This is a genomic window from Streptomyces sp. NBC_00237 (assembly GCF_026342435.1).
In the GTDB taxonomy this organism is placed as follows: domain Bacteria; phylum Actinomycetota; class Actinomycetes; order Streptomycetales; family Streptomycetaceae; genus Streptomyces.
Genome location: NZ_JAPEMT010000003.1, coordinates 1,170,152 through 1,186,108, shown reverse-complemented (window position 1 = coordinate 1,186,108; position 15,957 = coordinate 1,170,152). Strand labels below are relative to the sequence as shown.

Below are 15,957 nucleotides of genomic sequence, written 5' to 3'. Positions count from 1 at the left end.
CCATGAGCACCACCGAATACCTCGCCCTGCGCAACACCCTCGTGGACCAGCTCCTCAAGAAGCGCCCCCTTCCCGCCCGCGTGGAAGAGGCCATGCGCACCGTCCGCCGGGACGCCTTCCTGCCCGGGGTCACGCCCGAAGAGGCGTACGCCAACAAGGCCGTGATCATCAAGGACAACCCCGACGGTGGCACCCTCGCGCTCTCCTGCGCGTCCGGGCCCGGCATCGTCGCGATGATGCTCGCCTACCTCGACGTCCAAGAAGGCGACAACATCCTGGAGATCGGGGCGGGCACCGGCTACAACGCCGCTCTGCTCTCCACCCTCGCCGGGCCCACCGGGTCGGTCACCACCATCGACGTCGATTCCGACGTCGCCCTCTACGCCCGCACCGCCCTCGACAAGGCCGGGTACCCGCAGGTCCACGTCATGGAGCGCGACGGCCTCCAAGGCGCCCCCGAGAACGCCCCCTACCAGGCCATGGAAGCCACCGTCGGCGTCTGGGACGTTCCCCCCACCTGGTGGGAACAGCTCGCTGACGGCGGCCGTCTCGTCATGCCGCTGCGCTGGCGCGGCCAGACCCAAGCCGTCGCCCTCACCCGCACCGGCAACACCCTCACCAGCACCGCCATGGAACTCTGCGGCTTCGTCCCCCTCGTCGGTCAAGCCGGAGAAGATATGGTCTCGCTCGCCGACGACACGGTGCGCCTCCACCACGACCAGGACCAGGACGTCGACGCCCAAGCCCTGCACGCGGTACTCACCGCCCCCCAGGAAGAGCAGTGGTCCTACACCTGGCTGGGCAAGAACGACTCCTACGACAAGCTCTGGCTGCACATCACCGCCACCGACAACCGGGTCTGCCGCATCGAAGTCACCAAGGACGCACTCGACGCCGGCGTGCGGCGCCCCGCGACACCGGTACGCAGCCCCGCCCTCGTCGAAGGTGACTCGCTCGCCTACCTGATCCTGACGCGCGACAAGAAGCGGCCCGACGAAGTTCGCCTCGGCGCCGCCGGGTACGGGACCAACGGTTCCGTCCTCGCCCAGGCCTTCTCCAGCCACATCGACGCCTGGAGCAAGAACCGCACCGCAGTTCCGAAACTGACCGTCCACCCGGCAGCCACACCCGCCCCCGACCTTCCCGAGGGACACGTCATCATCAAGGCGGCCAACCGGATCGTCTTGGCCTACTGAACAACCCGCCACCACGAGCGCTTCGGACTCGCCCCGCTCCGGTAGGGCGAAGCCCGGACACTCCTCGACATGAACTACGTCGAGGTCGCGCGTCCTTCCGCTCTGGTGACCTCCCCTCAGAACACGGCCAACCGCCATCGGTGTAACAGATCGCGGTCGTTGACGTTGGTGCCGGTGAAGGGGTTGAGCGTTATGTCAACCCCAACGGCGCTTAGGAGGAACGGTGACGACCGCGATAGCCCCATCCCCGCTCGTGGAAACTCCTGGGTCTCACTGGCAAGAGGGCCCGTTCTCATGGCTTGCTCCCGAGCCTGCTCTGAAGGGCATCGACGGCCTGTCTCTGATCCCCGACCAGTAGCTGCACCTGACGATGCAGGGCATCGGCTTCGTCGACGGGATCCCCGAAACCGACGTCGAGCGCATCGTCCAGACGGCGAGGACACGCCTGGCGGCCGTACCCGCCTTCGATATCGAGCTCGGTTCAGGGCCCCCGGTCCTGGACCCCGAGGCGATCCTGTTCCCTCTCTACCTCGGCCACGAAGACGTCCCCGACCCGATGGGCCGGGGCGAGGAAGCCTTCCGCGAGTGCGCGGTCCTGATCGAGGCGGGCACCGCGCTGCACCTCGGCAACCGCCCGTAACCCGCCGCTGCCCGCCCCGGTCAGCCGGAAGCGGCGGACAAGATCACGTCGACCAGCCGGTCCGCCGCATCCGGCCGCCCGTGCATCCGGGCCCGTTCCGCCATCGCCGCCCGCCGTGCGGGGTCGGCGAGGAGCGGGCCCAGCGCGTCCTTCAGCCGCTCCGCGGTGACCTCGCCCAGCAAAGCCACGGCGGCACCAGCCTCCTCCAGGTGGCGGGCGTTGTGCGCCTGCTCGTTGCCTGCGGAAGAGGCGAGCGGAATGAAAACCGCCGGTTTACCCAGAGCCGTCAGCTCGGCGAGCGTGCCCGCCCCGCTCCGCGAGACCACGACATCGGCCAGCGCCAGCACATCCGGCAGCTCCGGGCCGACGAACCCGGCCACGTAGTAGCGGCCCGCCAGGACGGGCGGCAGCCCTGCCGCATTCCGGCGCAGCACCTCCCCGTGGGCGGGACCGCACTGGTGGACCACGTTCGCCCGCTCCAGCAGCCACGGCAGTGCGCCCGCAACGACGTCGTTGATCTGCTGGGAGCCCTGCGCGCCACCCGTGACGTACACGGTGGGCAAGCGCCGGTCGAAGCCGTGCAGGCCCAGCGCCGCCACCGCCTTGTCCGCGTGACCGGCCAGTACCTCGGGGCGGATCGGGTTGCCGGTAACGACCGCGGCACCGCGCACCGCCTCCGGCAACAGCGAAACCGAGGACTCCGAGGACACCGCGATCCGCGTGGCGGAACCCGCCAGCTTCCGGTTCGCAAGCCCCAGCCGTACGGTCTGCTCGTGCAAGACCAGCGGCCGACGGCACAACCGCGCGGCCAGACCGCCGGGGACGGCCACGTACCCCCCGGTGGCCAGCACCACGTCCGGCTGAAACTCAGAAACGATCTTCCTCGCCTGCGCGACGCCGAGCGGGACCCGGGCCATGTCCTTCACGTTGGCCGGAGACACCATCTTCAGCGGATTACTCGACCGGCGGATCTTGCCGGTCGCCACCGTCGTGAACGCGATGCCCTCCGCCGGGGCGACACGGGCCTCCAGCCCGTCCGCCGTCCCGATCCACAAAGTCTCAAGTCCTCTGCCGTCCTTGGCCAGCCGGGCTTGCAGCGCACGGATCGCCGTGAGAGCCGGATACGTATGGCCTCCGGTCCCTCCCCCGGTAACGATCAGGCGGAAGGGACGCGGCAAGCCGGAAGCACTAGTCACCCCCGCACACTACTGGCTGTTCCCGCCCTCCCCGCGCGCTTCCAAGCACCTGTGCCCACCCCTGTGCGCCTAGCCGCTGAGCCCCTTCACCGCTAGCGTCACAAGTCCTGTCGCTGTGCAGGAGGTACCCATGGCCCAGAGCGTTGACATCGGAGCGCTTATCCGTGGTGCCCGCTCCGCCGCCCGACTCACGCAGGCCCAAGTGGGCAGCATGTGCGGGTACTCGGCGTCGGCGATCTCCCGCATCGAGGCCAACAAGCTGCGCCTGGGCTACGCCCAGATGCTGTGTCTGGCCGAAGCGCTGAACATTCCGCTGGAGCGGCTTCGTGCCGCTGGCGGGTCGCACAGCCTCATGGTCGCTACGGTGTCGAGCGGATGTCCGTCGGACGAGGAGGACGTAGTGCGTCGCAGGGAAATGCTGTCCGGAGCCATCGCCGCCGGAACATCAGCCATTGTCGGTACGGGCACGGCGTCCGCCTCTGAGACCCGGGGGCCGGAACTGGAGGACACACTATTCCGTCTGCCATCGGCCCAACCCGCGCCACTGGCCCGGCTGACGGCGCAGACCGCGGCAGCCCGCCGGGCCTTCCGCGCAGCCCGCTACGACGACCTGAGCCGAGCACTTCCACGGCTGCTAGCCACCGCAGACGCCACCGCAGGCACCACCACCGGCAAAGCGCGCCAGCAGGCACTCGCCGTGCTGGCCCGCGCCTACGTCCTGGCCGCAGAACTCGCCGCCAAGCAGCACTCCGACGCGGCATGGGTGGCCGCCGACCGGGCTCTCACCGCCGCACGCTCCAGCGGATTGCCGGTGCCCGTGGGCGAGGCTTCCCGGGTCCTGGCGATCACCATGCGCCGCTCGGGCCGGTGGTCGTCAGCCGTGCACCTCCTGACCCAGGAGGCAACCGCCCTGGACGCCGCCGAAGAACGCAGCACGGCCGTCCGCACCACATTGCTCCTCACCGCCGCGTACTCGGCGGCCACCGGCCACGACCGCACCACCGCACTGGCCCTGCTCGGTGAGGCAGAGCAGACCGTTGGCGGCCTCGTCCAGGTCCCGGGGCTGTTCACCGTGGAGGCGAGCCAGGCCCAGGTCGACGTCTACCGGATCGGCGTGCTCAACGCGCTCGGAACACCGGACGAAGGCGTGAAGACCGCTGCCCGGCTGAACATCGACCTCATGCCAACACCGGAACGCCGGGCACGCGCGTGGACGGACACCGCCCGCATGTGGCACGCCCTGGGCGACTCACAGCAGACCTTCGCGGCACTACGAAGCGTGGAGCGAGAGGCACCCGAAGAAGTACGCCGACCCGCGCTGCGGGCCCTCACCTCCGACCTGCTGTACGGGTCCGGACGCATCCAGGGCCTACGCGAATTCGCCTCCCGTACGGGAGCGGTAGCGGCCTGACCCGCGTTCACTGGGTGCCGCTGAACAACACACACCTGACCAGCCCGGAGTAGCGGGCTGCGGCCCCTCACGGGGAGGCAGTCCACTCGCGCCGTACGTGGCCACCGCGCGGGTTTACAGGGCGGCTTCAAGGTGCAGTTCACCCTGGAGAGACCGACGCCTGTGGCGGGGCGCAGTTGCAGACGTGCGGCAGTGGTCACGTACAGCCCGCCGACCAGCGCCCGCCCTTGGGGAAGCTGCGGTGGCAGTGCCTGACCGTTCGGGTCAGCGCAGGAGGAGGAGAACGACCAGGGCGAGGAGGAGCGAGTCGATCCGGTCGAGCAGGCCACCGGAGCCCGCCAGCCATTGGGCGGAGTCCTTCACCCGTGCACCCCGCTTGACCATGGACTCCAGGAGATCCCCCGCCGGAGCTCCGACCGCCACCGCGACCGCCGTCGGCAGGCTCAGCGCCGACAGTGCGGCCAACACGCTGAGGGCGGCCGCCGCACCGCACAGCGTCCCGCTCCACCGCTTGGCCGGGGAGAGCGGCGACAGCCGTGGTCCGCCCAGCCGTTGACCGGTGAAGAACGCGGCGATGTCGCCGACCGAGACGGCGATGAACACCGCGAGTGCGACTGCCCCGAGCGATACCAGGCCGGCGAGCACACTCAGCCAGAGCAACCCGAGCAGCCCGGCCCCGAGTCGGCGCAGCCCGTGCTCGGAGTCACCGGCAAGCAGCGGGACCGCAGCGAGGAGCAGTGCGCCGACCGCCGCCGCCCGGACCTCGTTGCCCGGGGCCAGCCACGAGGTCAGCACCACGCCGGAGACTGCCGCAGCCAGTATCGCCCGGTCCGTCCGGGGCAGGCCCAGGAGCCCTCCGTACTCCAGTGACGCGACCACCGCGACCACGAGCGCGAGGGCCGTCACCCCCGGGCCGCCCCACCAGAACGCCCCGACGACCACGGGCACCGCGACCGCCCAGCAGCACCAGCGGATCAACAATTCGCGGCGACCGGACAACGCAGCGGCGATGCCGCCGACCGCCAGGGCCCCGCCGAGGAAGGGTGCCAGGGAGGTGAATGCGATCACTGGGCGTGCCCGGCGACGGAACGGGCCGGGGACACGGTGGACCGAAGCGCGAGCGGGCCGACGCGCAGTGCGTCCAGCGCGGCTGCGTAGGCCGCGACGATGCGGGCGTTCTCCGCCTCGTCCCTGACCGCGACCCGTACGGTGCGTCCCTCGTACTGCGGGGAGAGCGGCGACAGGTCGCGCAGATAGACGTCGTACCGTCGGCACTCCCGTACCAGGCGGGCAGCGCTCGGTCCGTCGTTGGGCAGGGTGATGTTGAGGAAGTTCGCCACGCCCTCGTCGACCGTGGCGGTGGGGTCGACTGCGGCGAGATCGGCGGCCAGCCGGCCGCGCCGGGCGTGCGTGCGGAGCCACTGGGAGCGGTAGTGCGCGGGGTCCCGCAGGGCGGCCACCGCGGCGAGTTGTGCGGGCAGGCTCACCGCCCAGGGCGGCGTCCACCGGCGCAGTTCTGCTGCGGTGGCGGGGTCGGCCACCAGGAAGGCGGCCCGTACACCGGACAGCGCGTACATCTTGGACAGCGAGGTGCAGACCACGACCCGCGGATTCTCCGCGGCCAGCGGGGCGAGCGACTCCGACAGGTCCACGTAGCCGAGGTATGCCTCGTCGATCCACCAGCGGGTTGCGGTCGGGGAGCCCGCGATCAGGGTGTGCAGCGCGTCGGCGGGCGCGTGGCGGCCGGTCGGATTGTTCGGGTTGACTATGACCACCAGGTCGTAGCGGCCGGTGGCGACGACGGAGGCCAGCCGGTCGAAGTCGATCTGCCAGTCCTCCTCCCGGCGGAGCCGGAAACGGTCCACCTGACACCCGATCACACGCTCGGTGACATGGGCGTATTCGCCGTACCCCGGGTCCAGCAGCAGGACCCTGCTCTCCGGCGTCAGCCACCGGCCGAACGCCCGGAAGATCAGGTCCGAGGATCCGGCCCCGGCCACGAGGGCCTCCAGGGGCAGCGCCCGGGACGTCGCGATTTCGGACAGCAGGCCCTCGGCGCCGGTGGGCGGCGAGGTTCTGGCGGTCCAGGCCGGGTCCTCGGTGAGTGCGGTGGCCGCGCCGGGAGCGGGGGGGAACCAGGCGTCCAGTACGTCGGCGGCGACGACCTCGTGGCGTCGGTGCAGGGTGCGGAAGTCCGTGCCGATGGCGGTGAAGGATGCGCCGCCGTGTTCGCAGCCGTCCGGCCCGCTCGCCCGGTCCGTGTCCAACTGCCAGTCGGCCACGGAGGTGAACCGCTCCAGGACGGTGCCGTAGCGGGCGGCCGCCAACCGGGTCAGTGCGGCCACCTCACCCGTCAGGACCTCGAAGCTCACGGCACCGCTGCGGACGGTGCGTCCGACGGGGCGCAGGCCGACCGCCTCGTACATGCCGAGCAGTTCGGTGCGGCCCATCGCCACGACCGTGCGGCCGCCCCGGGAGGAGATCCAGCGCAGGGCCGCGTACATCAGGAGCGGGGCGACCGCCGTACTGCGCCAGCGCGGCTCCACGGTCAGGATGCGGACCTCGAAGGCTCCGCCCTCGGACAGCAGCGGCAGTTCGGCACGGGTCAGGTACTTGTCCAGCCCGTAGCGGCCCACCCACGGCGGAGTCAGGCTGACGAAGCCGATGCGCATCGGCCCGCGAGCCGCGAGCCGCGACGAGGTAGACGTTGTCGCCGTCCAGCCCGTCGGACAGCCGCCGGTCCGGGCGCGGAGCGTGCTGCCCGAGCTCCTGGGCGTACACGCGGTGCCGCAACTCGTGGATCCAGACCAGGTCCTCGGGTGTGGCGGCGCGCAGTTGCAGATCGCGACTCATGTCTGTCTCTTTCGGTGAATGGGGGAGATCTTTTCGGTGGCGACTGGCCGCCGGGCCCGCCCTGAGCGGGGGAGGCGGGCACAGCGCGTACCTCAGCGGAGAAGGGTATTCGTCATTCCTTCACATCGAGTCCGTGTCTTGATCACATCTTTGTGACCGTCCGGCGACCCCACATGAGCACCAGTACCTGAGTACGTGAGTGCTGCAGGGCCGTGCAGGGTCTTCCGGTCTGTGGTCGCAGAGGCGTGACGGTTCACGGCCGACTCGGCCTGCACGACTCCTGCGTGGGGAGGTGGGCGGGTGCCAGGTGAGGATCGGGGCGGCGGTGGGCGCCGCCGCATCGCCGGCCAGGGCCTTCGTTCCGCCGCGCGCGGACCTGCGCTCACGCGGCACGTCAGCGTTCGCCCCGAGGCGCACTCGTACCCGACCTCTCCCACTCGCGGCCGCTGCATACGGCCTGGGGGGCATGCACCAGGGCAGGTTGAGGCCCTGCGCACCTCCGATGGATCGGCCCGCCACCCCATGTCTGACCTGGCGGGCCGGCATGGAGCGAACACCATCGGACACCCGCTGTCCGAACTCCCGCACACGGCTGCCGCGGCGGCGGCCATGACCTGCACCATGGAGCTTGGAGTCATCTCGCGTTCCCGCGACTTCACCCGCACCTTCCTCCACCGGGCACGCGCCGTGCCGACTTGCCCCATCCGGTCACTGGTAGGGGAAGACGACCCCGAAATCGGCGAACCCGCATGTGAACGCAGTGCTCGGTGGACGAGAACGGCATGGCGCTGCTGGACCGCGACAGCCAGGCAGATGCCGCGCTGATGGGTCACGGTCAGAGTCCGGACTGCAGCGGCCCGGTAGACGGCACGCAGGTGCTCGGCGGCCTGGCGGGCGGCTTCGGCTTGCTGGAGTTGGAGGTCATGGAGGCGGTTGCCCGGGTGCGGGTGGAAGAGCTTGAGGAAGAACCCGCTCTTGTATCAGCACAGTTGGGGCAGGCCCGGAAGGGGCTGGAGTGGTTGCGGGTCACGCGGGAGATGGTGGCCGAGGTGATGGTGGATCACCGCTCCAACTCGCTACTGCGGTCCCGACCGACAAGCGCACTGGGACTGCCACCGGCGCCAGTGAAACCTGCTCTACCTCACGCGAACCGACATCCACCGATCATCCTCGATCGCGTTCGACCAGCCGTCGCCGGACTTCCTTCACTCAAGAAGAGCCACACCCAACGACAACACCGACATGACCATCGAGCCCACGACGCAGCAGGCCCCCACGGGTCAGGCGTTCGCCCCGGTCATCTCCACCGCCTCGGTCGCCTCGGCGACCCGAGGCCGCCAGCAGTTCAACGACTCGGACAAGGACAACTACTTCGAGCAGTGATTCTGCCGAACCTCTCCGCAATGAAGGGAGGGCCTGTGATGGGGCTTCACCACCCGGTCCAGGACGTCCCGAGGGAGATTCCCGAGGGAGATCGGTCCGTCCGTACGTGACACGGAGCCACGGGATGTGCCGGTGTTCGCACCAGCACTGACCGCGGGCCCGGTCGCCGAGGTGACGCGCGGCCGGTACGTCGCGCACACCGCGGACAAAGACATGTTCTGGTTCGGTCCCTGATCCCTCGGGCTTGCCCGTGCGGCGCGGTACACCTCTGTGGCGGGGTGCCGCGGCGCACGTCGTTATCCAGCAGACAAGGAGCGGTTCGTGAGCGAAATGTGGGTGGCCGGAGGAGCGGGCCTGCCGGAAATGGCAGGCGGCATTGCGGTGGACGGTCCGCTACGGGCCTGGTCGGCGGGGTGTGCGGTGCGCAGCCAGCACCTGGGGCCGGTCAGCGAAGGATCACGTGCCGTGGCGACACGCTTCGGTAAGCGCCTCTACGTCTTCCACGGCACGGTCACTGCCGCAACGAGTCGGCTCTGGCTCCGTTGAAAAGGCTCAGCTGAGAAGGCGCATAACATGTCCCGAGCCAGCAGCCCGTCCGCGGTGCCGAAGAACAACGCACTGCCCTTCCTCCAAGGGAACCGGCCGTTCAAGCGTGATCGTCACGTCGCCCCGGTGGAGCGGATACAGGACATCCAATCCCCCCGTAAGCGTCACGTCACCCGCTACAACGGCAGTGCCGAAGTAGAAGTGGAGTCGCTCACCAGTGCGCACTTCGGTAGCACCGTGTTCCTCAGACAAGAGCGTGATGTCTGCGGCAAACCTGGTGTGACCGCTGATAGAGCCAGGTGCCGCCAACACCTGCCCCCGCTCCACCGCACCGGCCGCCGTCCCACGTATCAACAGGCCCACGTTCATGCCTGCACTCGCCTCGTCGACATACCGACGGGAAGCTTCGATCTCTTCGACGGCGACGAGCGCGGTGCCACCGAAACCGACGATCTCCACCGCATCGCCCTTATGAACCCGCCCGCGCTCGACCAGGCCGGTCAGCATGACCGCCCTGCCCTGGTTCTGCCAGAAGAGATCTCCGATATGCATCAGGAACGGCTTGCCCGTTGCTTCCATCTGGGCTCCCTTCCCAACGAACAGCCATCAGCGGACTGCCGAGGCTAACAGCGATCACAGGCCCCCCTGTGCCCGATCGGCACTGCGTCCCATCGGACAGGCCCTAACGACTCGCAGGCTGACGCGTCTCCCTCAGCAAGACCGCCTCCTAGCGATCCCCTTACCCGCACGGCCGAGAGCAGCACGTGCCCACCGCGAAGCAGCGATACCAGAACTACCCGCCGGCGCCCTCACACACGGAGTGCGCTGCGCTGCGGAGCTTGACGAACGAGGACACCAGCCACCGGCAACGAGGGCCGATCCTATGCCGGACTTACGGTGCGGACCCGGCCCGGCTGGGCATGCTGGACAGACGACGCGGGAGGGCCGACCGGCTCCGGTACGGTCACCCCCCATGCCGATGCGCTCCCCAGGCGTACGACCTCGTACGGGAAATGGTGCCGCCGATGACCACCGACGCCGGACTGCCCGCCGTCCGCGAGTCCCTCCACCTCGCGCTCCTCGTCGATCCGGCGGGCAGCAGCACGGTCGTCGATCTCGCGCAGGCCGCCGTCGAGCACTACGCCACCCACTACAACCGCCACCCACCGGCCCTTCTCTTCTCCGAAGTACGCGCGGCGCGCGCCCTGCTGACGGAAGCCCTGATCGAGCCGGTCATCCTCGACAGCGTCGCCGTGGAGCTGCGCCGTACGGTCGGGTGGCTGTCCGCGCTCCTGGGCAACGCGAGCTTCCACTGCGATGACACCAGTGGCGCGCGTGCCCATCTCGCAGCCGCCCTCACCTACGGCACCCGCAGTGGCGACGCCCGGCTCACCACATGGGTCCTGGGTGCGCAGAGCATGCTCGCCCGCTCCGCCGGGCAGTACGACAGCGCCCTGGCGCTCGCCGAGCAGGGCCTCGCGCTCGCGCCGCCCGCACTCGCCCGCGCGCAGATCCACGCCTGGGCCCAGCTCCCCGCGCTGGCCGGGCAGGGCCGTACCGCCGAGGCGGACGCCGCACTCGCCGATGCCCGCCGCGCACTCGACGCCGACCCGACCGGGTTCGCCCCGGGCAGGTTCGGCTTCGATGCCGCCGAGCTCGCCCTGCACGAAGCTGAGGCACACGCACGGCTGGGCCGCACGGCACAGGCCACCACCTGCGCGGAGACGTCGCTGACCGCCTGCCTCCCGGACACTCCTGGCTGGGCGGCGGCCTCACTCGTCCTCGCCCAGGCCGAAGCCGCCGAGCAGCCCACCGATGCCGCGCAGCGCGCGGTCGGCGTCCTTGACCGAATCCCGGCGGCCCGGCTCCGCTCCACCGCCCGCGACCGCCTCATCCGCCTCGGCCGCCAACTCGGCACCACCGACGCCGCAGGTGTCACCGAGCTCCACGACCGCATCCGCACCCTGCCCCCGCACATCGACAGCCACGGCGCCGCCACAGCCTGACGACCATGCAGGGGAAACAGCCCTGGTGACTCCCCCGTCACCAGGCTGACAGCGGCCAAGATCGTTTCCCCGTGTACGGCCAGCACTTCCCCGCTCACGGCCCCCACCGGCGGCCAGTTACGGTCCCCGGGCTGAGAACGGCGGACACGAGGAGTCACGTACCCGGTCCCGCTCTACATGCCTGATCGTTATTCCCCTGCGCGGCGTTGCGACGGCAGACTGTGGAGGTGAACTCTGATCTCTATCCTGACCTGGCTGCTGTCGGCAGCCTGGCTGCCGCGTTGGAACTGCTGGCCGCCGACCTCGGCATCGATCTCACGGTGGTTCCCCAAGATGGCGGGTCCCCCGTTGCGGCGGGTATCGCCTCGTCGGTCCCGGGGCGCGGGCCGCTTTCCGTCTACATCGGGGCAGACGAGCGCTGGTTCGGCGTTTCCGGATGGGGTCAGGGGATCGAGCTCATCACTGGAGCCACGTCCAGCCTGGCCGATGTCGTCAGGGCTGGTGCGGCGTGGGGGCAGGGCAGGAGCCTGCGGGAGTTGCGGGCCGGGCTGTCGTTTCTGCGCTCCAGTGAGCGCGCTGAGGCCCACGAACGCGGGCCGGCCGCGGTCGTGGAGGTGCAATGGTGTGCGATGCGGGAACAGGCTGCTGAGGCTCCGGATTTCCCTGCGTTCGGCGCACTTGTGGAAGCGGCACATGCCGAGCCGAAGCTACGACAGCTCTACGTGTTCTCCAGCCACTGGACACTCGGCTTCAGCTCCTGCACCGGATTCCCGTTCCACGTAGAGATCGCCATCGCCCCATCGCGCAGCGACAGCCCGTACCGCGTGATGAAGCATCCCCACTCCGTCGTCATCGGCGAGGCCGCCACGGCCGAGGAGGCGGTCGCCTCGGCGGCGTCCCACCTTTCCACCGGGCTCGGTCCAGCTGTTGCGGGAACCGCCGAACGGGATGAGTAACGCACCTCGGCAGGATGCGACGCCCCAAAACCAGTCACGGACAGTCATCGAACCTGCGGCCATTTGACTCCCCGTCATGTGGCCAGGGACGGGGAGATCCAACTGGCCACCCACACGCGTAGCCGACGACCCGGAGTTCCTACTCGGGGCACGACTCGAGGTGTTACTGGAGAAGGATCATCTTGCGGAATAGTTAGAATCCTGCTCGGCCGCAGAGCTGCCGCTTGACCTTCTTGATGCGGTGGACAGCGCCCTCGCTGCTGCCGGAGCCTCTGATCGAGGTGGGGCGTGTCCCACGAGGTCGACGGTGCCTCCCCCATTGGGGCAGGGAGGCACCGTTACCTCGGGCGAATCCTGGTGTCGGCGGTCTCAGCTGATGGCCACGCAAAGGGCGTATACCTGGACTTCTCGGAGTGCCGAGGTATTAGTGGTGGACGCTGAAACCTGCCAGCTGTTGTCGGTGAGGTTGGGATTGCTCCTGGTCACCCACACGTCATTGCTCGACGTGGGGTACCAGAAACCGCCACCGGTCACCGTCGTCCCGGCCGGGCAGACCGCCGCCAGGCGCGTAATCGAGCCTCCAGAAGGAATGGGCGTCAGGGCGCTGGAAACCATCTGCGTCGGCCCTACCGGCCCCCTCGGCCCCGTGGCCCCCGTTGCTCCGGCCGGGCCTGCAGGACCGGCATCACCCTTGGGACCCGTGGCCCCGGCCGGGCCCACCGCACCGGTGTCGCCCTTAGAACCTGCCGGGCCGGTCTCACCCTTCGGCCCCTGAGGACCTGCCGGGCCCGCAACTCCGGTGTCGCCCTTAGGGCCCTGCGTCCCGGCCGGGCCCGCAGCACCCGTGTCGCCCTTGGGACCAGCAGGACCCTGTGCCCCATCAGCGCCTGTAGCTCCGTTGTCGCCCTTCGGGCCCACAGCACCATCGGCACCGGCATCGCCCTTCGGACCAGCAGCCCCGGTGTCACCCTTTGGACCGACCGGGCCCTGTGCCCCATCGGTACCGGCGGCCCCGGTGTCACCCTTAGGGCCCTGTGCCCCATCGGTACCGGCAGCGCCGTCGTCACCCTTGGGGCCAGCGGGCCCGGCCGGGCCCGCCGCACCGGGGTCCCCCTTCTCGCCCCTCATCTCCGCCTTCTCGGCATCCGTCCAGGTGTCCGGACTCGACCGCGGACCCTCAGGCCCCTGCGGACCAGCCGGACCCACCGCACCATCGGCACCAGTAGCTCCGGTGTCACCCTTCGGACCAGCGGCCCCGTCAGCGCCTGGAGCCCCGCTGTCGCCCTTAGGGCCCTGTGCCCCATCGGTACCGGCGGCTCCGGTGTCGCCCTTGGGACCCTGAGCTCCATCCGCGCCCGCAGCCCCGGTGTCGCCCTTAGGACCCACAGCACCATCGGCGCCGGTATCGCCCTTCGGGCCGGCGGCCCCGGCAGCGCCGTCGTCACCCTTGAGGCCAGCGGGCCCGGCCGGGCCCGCCGCACCGGTGTCTCCCTTGGGGCCCTTCATCTCCGCCTTCTCGGCATCCGTCCAGGTGTCCGGACTCGACCGCGGACCCTCAGGCCCCTGCGGACCCGCCGCACCGTCAACACCGGTATCACCCTTCGGACCAGCAGGACCGGTATCGCCCTGGGGGCCAGCCGCACCCGTGTCACCCTGGGGTCCGGCCGCACCATCGGTCCCGGGCTCACCCTGAGGCCCGGCCGGACCCGCAGGACCGGGATCCCCCTTCTCGCCCCTCATCTCCGCCTTCTCCGCATCCGTCCAGTTGTCTGGGCTCGTCCGGGGCCCCTCAGGCCCCTGCGGGCCAGCCGGACCCACCGCACCGTCGGCACCGGGGTCGCCCTTCGGGCCAGCAGCCCCGGCAGGACCAGCGGCTCCGGTGTCGCCCGTCGGACCGGCCGGGCCGGCGGTCCCGGCCGGTCCGGGGTCACCCTTGTCGCCCTTCGGGCCACCGGGGTCGCCCTTCTCACCCTTCTCGCCGCGCATCTCGGCCTTCTCCGCATCGGTCCAGGTGTCCGGACTCGACCTCGGGCCCGCAGGACCCGCCGGACCCGCCGCGCCCGCCGGACCCACAGGGCCTGCCGCGCCTGCGGGGCCGGGTCGGCCGTCCTTGCCGCCGAAGACCTTCTTCAGCTCGGTCCTGTTGTTGTGGATGTACGACTTGACGCACTTCTCGCACCAGTCCCTGTCCCCGCCCCGAGGGGCAACGGGAACCGATGTCCCGGTGAGGGCACGCTCCGGCGGCGGGGCGGGGGTGTACGTCAAAGCGAGGGACGGGGTCGCCGTGGCGGCGAGGGAGACGGCAGTCAGAGCCATCCCGAGGAATGTCTTGTGCATGGGACGCACCGTCTCGGAAACAACCCATTCCGCCGAGCATCCATGCCGTTCATCATTCTTTTTCGCCCCGAACGGCCCAACAGAGAACGGCAGGCCGGAAATGCCACGGCACGCTGCGGGAGGGATCAAGCCCCTGCCGGGCCATGCACAAAACGTGAGCTCCTCGGGACCTCAACCCGGCAGGGAACCCTCACCATAGATACCCCCGCCCGGTGTCAACGGCCTCTTGATCGTGGCTCTTCGGCACTTTCCGTGAAGCAGACGGGCTTGGGTCCCTGGAGGCAATGTCAGTGGTTGAAGGCACACTGCCCGGATGGATCTCTCTTCGCGTGCTGTGTCTCATCCAAGCCGAAGGTCTGCGGGCTGGGTGGAGTCCCTGGGCGGCCCGTTGATCGTCGTACCCGTGTCCGTGCTGGCGGAGTGGCGTGGCTGTTCGGAGAACTGGGGCGAGGAACCGGACTCTGTGGAGGACTATGACCGAGCCTGCGCTGTTGAGGACTGGGCCGGACTGTTGGATGTCGGCTCGAACGATGCTCAGGCCCTGGTCCTCGCAGACGAACCCGCCACCAGTCGCTACTTGCCCGAGCAGCGAGTGTTCGTCCGCTGGCTGGCCGCCGACTCGGAAGGCGAACTGCTCGCCGCGGCGCAGGCTGTCCTCGCCGCTGCCGATGTCGAGTGGGAAGACGTCGGCGTCTGGGAGACGGACGGACCTGCCGTGCTCATGGACTCCACCACGCCGGGAGCCGAACTCAGCGAGGAGTATCCGGGCGGTGGTCGGCCTGAGCAGGCTCCGGTTGCACTGCCGGCTGGCCGGTGGCGAGTCCGTGCGGTTCACACCACGGGCGAGTTCCCCTGGGTTGGTGTCATCCAACTGCTGCCCGAAGGATCAAGCTGAGTGGCAGTTCGGGGTCAGTGAGCAAGGAGGATGCGTCGACGAAGTAGGTCGAAGCCGGCCCGGCCGTAATGCTGGCGTTTGAGGAGCTTGATCCTCGTGACGTTACCTTCGACGGCGCCGGAGTTCAGGGGCAGGGTGAGGCCAGCGGTGACGGCGGCGAGGTCCCTGCGAAGGCCGTTGGCGAAGATGCGGATCTCCTTGACCTGGGATGCGTCGGCCTGGGCGAGCCAGTCGGCCAAGCGGTGCCCGTCCCGTCGGCGGAGGATCGTGGCGAAGCCGCGGGCCAGTCTGCAGGCTTCGGCGATCTCCGGGCAGCGGCCGCATACATCCTTGAGGTCTTGGCGTGCCTGGTCGCTCTGGTTCTCGGGACGGCCGATGATCCAGCGGACGACGTCGGCGACCGCGGGCGGTGGCGGAGGCACGGAGCGTGGACCGTTGTGAGCACGGGCACCGGACCGACCGTAGCCTTCGCTGTCATCCCCCGGGCCTGGAAGCGGAAAGATCACAATCGGATCGAGTCAGCCGCGTTGCACGGGTA

11 protein-coding genes and 2 pseudogenes are annotated in these 15,957 nt (G+C 69.8%); 8 read left to right on the top strand and 5 right to left on the bottom strand.

Annotation, left to right across the window (positions count from 1 at the left end; genetic code table 11):
* Positions 1–2: 2 nt before the first annotated feature.
* Together fxlM and OG897_RS40890 are read left to right on the top strand one after the other, a co-directional pair.
* Positions 3–1,196, top strand: a complete 1,194-nt coding sequence (fxlM, locus tag OG897_RS32005; protein WP_266662285.1) for a methyltransferase, FxLD system — start codon at positions 3–5, stop codon at positions 1,194–1,196.
* A gap of 370 nt (positions 1,197–1,566) precedes the next feature.
* Positions 1,567–1,836, top strand: coding sequence for a hypothetical protein (locus OG897_RS40890; protein WP_323188122.1), 270 nt, complete (start codon positions 1,567–1,569; stop codon positions 1,834–1,836).
* A 20-nt stretch (positions 1,837–1,856) separates the two neighbouring features.
* Here the strand turns inward: OG897_RS40890 and OG897_RS31995 are convergent, their stop codons facing one another.
* Complete coding sequence (locus tag OG897_RS31995) at positions 1,857–3,032, bottom strand: glycosyltransferase (RefSeq protein WP_266662283.1); 1,176 nt, start codon at positions 3,030–3,032, stop codon at positions 1,857–1,859.
* A 130-nt stretch (positions 3,033–3,162) separates the two neighbouring features.
* Here OG897_RS31995 and OG897_RS31990 point away from each other — a divergent pair, with 130 nt between their 5' ends.
* Positions 3,163–4,443 carry a helix-turn-helix domain-containing protein gene (locus tag OG897_RS31990; protein ID WP_266662281.1) on the top strand — a complete coding sequence of 427 codons (1,281 nt, stop codon included), beginning with the start codon at positions 3,163–3,165 and terminating at the stop codon, positions 4,441–4,443.
* Positions 4,444–4,707: 264 nt separating this feature from the next.
* Here OG897_RS31990 and OG897_RS31985 read toward each other — a convergent pair whose 3' ends face one another.
* The gene (locus OG897_RS31985; RefSeq protein WP_266662279.1) at positions 4,708–5,511 is read right to left on the bottom strand and encodes a phosphatidate cytidylyltransferase; all 804 of its coding nucleotides are present in this window, start codon (positions 5,509–5,511) and stop codon (positions 4,708–4,710) included.
* Positions 5,508–7,296, bottom strand: a pseudogene (locus tag OG897_RS31980) (aminotransferase class I/II-fold pyridoxal phosphate-dependent enzyme). The gene OG897_RS31985 and the pseudogene OG897_RS31980 overlap by 4 nt, the downstream one beginning before the upstream one ends.
* Before the next feature lie 1,242 nt (positions 7,297–8,538).
* Here OG897_RS31980 and OG897_RS31975 point away from each other — a divergent pair.
* Complete coding sequence (locus tag OG897_RS31975) at positions 8,539–8,679, top strand: hypothetical protein (protein ID WP_266662277.1); 141 nt, start codon at positions 8,539–8,541, stop codon at positions 8,677–8,679.
* A 450-nt stretch (positions 8,680–9,129) separates the two neighbouring features.
* A pseudogene (locus OG897_RS31970) lies at positions 9,130–9,225 on the top strand (IS5/IS1182 family transposase); the annotation flags it as partial.
* Between the two features lie 6 nt (positions 9,226–9,231).
* On the opposite strand, the gene OG897_RS31965 reads toward OG897_RS31970, so the two are convergent.
* Positions 9,232–9,804: an EF-Tu/IF-2/RF-3 family GTPase gene (locus tag OG897_RS31965; protein ID WP_266662275.1), complete on the bottom strand. Its 573-nt coding sequence runs from the start codon at positions 9,802–9,804 to the stop codon at positions 9,232–9,234.
* 446 nt (positions 9,805–10,250) lie between these two features.
* Here OG897_RS31965 and OG897_RS31960 point away from each other — a divergent pair, with 446 nt between their 5' ends.
* The 3 genes from OG897_RS31960 to OG897_RS31950 all read left to right on the top strand — a co-directional run bounded on the left by OG897_RS31960 (position 10,251) and on the right by OG897_RS31950 (position 15,419).
* Positions 10,251–11,231, top strand: coding sequence for a Twin-arginine translocation pathway signal (locus OG897_RS31960; RefSeq protein ID WP_266662273.1), 981 nt, complete (start codon positions 10,251–10,253; stop codon positions 11,229–11,231).
* A 227-nt stretch (positions 11,232–11,458) separates the two neighbouring features.
* The gene (locus tag OG897_RS31955; protein WP_266662271.1) at positions 11,459–12,187 is read left to right on the top strand and encodes a DUF6193 family natural product biosynthesis protein; all 729 of its coding nucleotides are present in this window, start codon (positions 11,459–11,461) and stop codon (positions 12,185–12,187) included.
* Positions 12,188–14,837: 2,650 nt separating this feature from the next.
* Positions 14,838–15,419 carry an Imm21 family immunity protein gene (locus OG897_RS31950; RefSeq protein WP_266662269.1) on the top strand — a complete coding sequence of 194 codons (582 nt, stop codon included), beginning with the start codon at positions 14,838–14,840 and terminating at the stop codon, positions 15,417–15,419.
* Positions 15,420–15,433: 14 nt separating this feature from the next.
* Here OG897_RS31950 and OG897_RS31945 read toward each other — a convergent pair whose 3' ends face one another.
* Complete coding sequence (locus OG897_RS31945; RefSeq protein WP_266662267.1) at positions 15,434–15,841, bottom strand: transposase; 408 nt, start codon at positions 15,839–15,841, stop codon at positions 15,434–15,436.
* Positions 15,842–15,957 lie beyond the last annotated feature (116 nt).

Coding starts and splice junctions, on each gene's coding strand:
- fxlM (WP_266662285.1), top strand. CDS start 3: ATGAGCACCACCGAATACCTCGCCCTGCGCAACACCCTCGTGGACCAG.
- OG897_RS31965 (WP_266662275.1), bottom strand. CDS start 9,804: ATGGAAGCAACGGGCAAGCCGTTCCTGATGCATATCGGAGATCTCTTC.
- OG897_RS31960 (WP_266662273.1), top strand. CDS start 10,251: ATGACCACCGACGCCGGACTGCCCGCCGTCCGCGAGTCCCTCCACCTC.
- OG897_RS31950 (WP_266662269.1), top strand. CDS start 14,838: ATGGATCTCTCTTCGCGTGCTGTGTCTCATCCAAGCCGAAGGTCTGCG.
- OG897_RS40890 (WP_323188122.1), top strand. CDS start 1,567: ATGCAGGGCATCGGCTTCGTCGACGGGATCCCCGAAACCGACGTCGAG.
- OG897_RS31990 (WP_266662281.1), top strand. CDS start 3,163: ATGGCCCAGAGCGTTGACATCGGAGCGCTTATCCGTGGTGCCCGCTCC.
- OG897_RS31975 (WP_266662277.1), top strand. CDS start 8,539: ATGACCATCGAGCCCACGACGCAGCAGGCCCCCACGGGTCAGGCGTTC.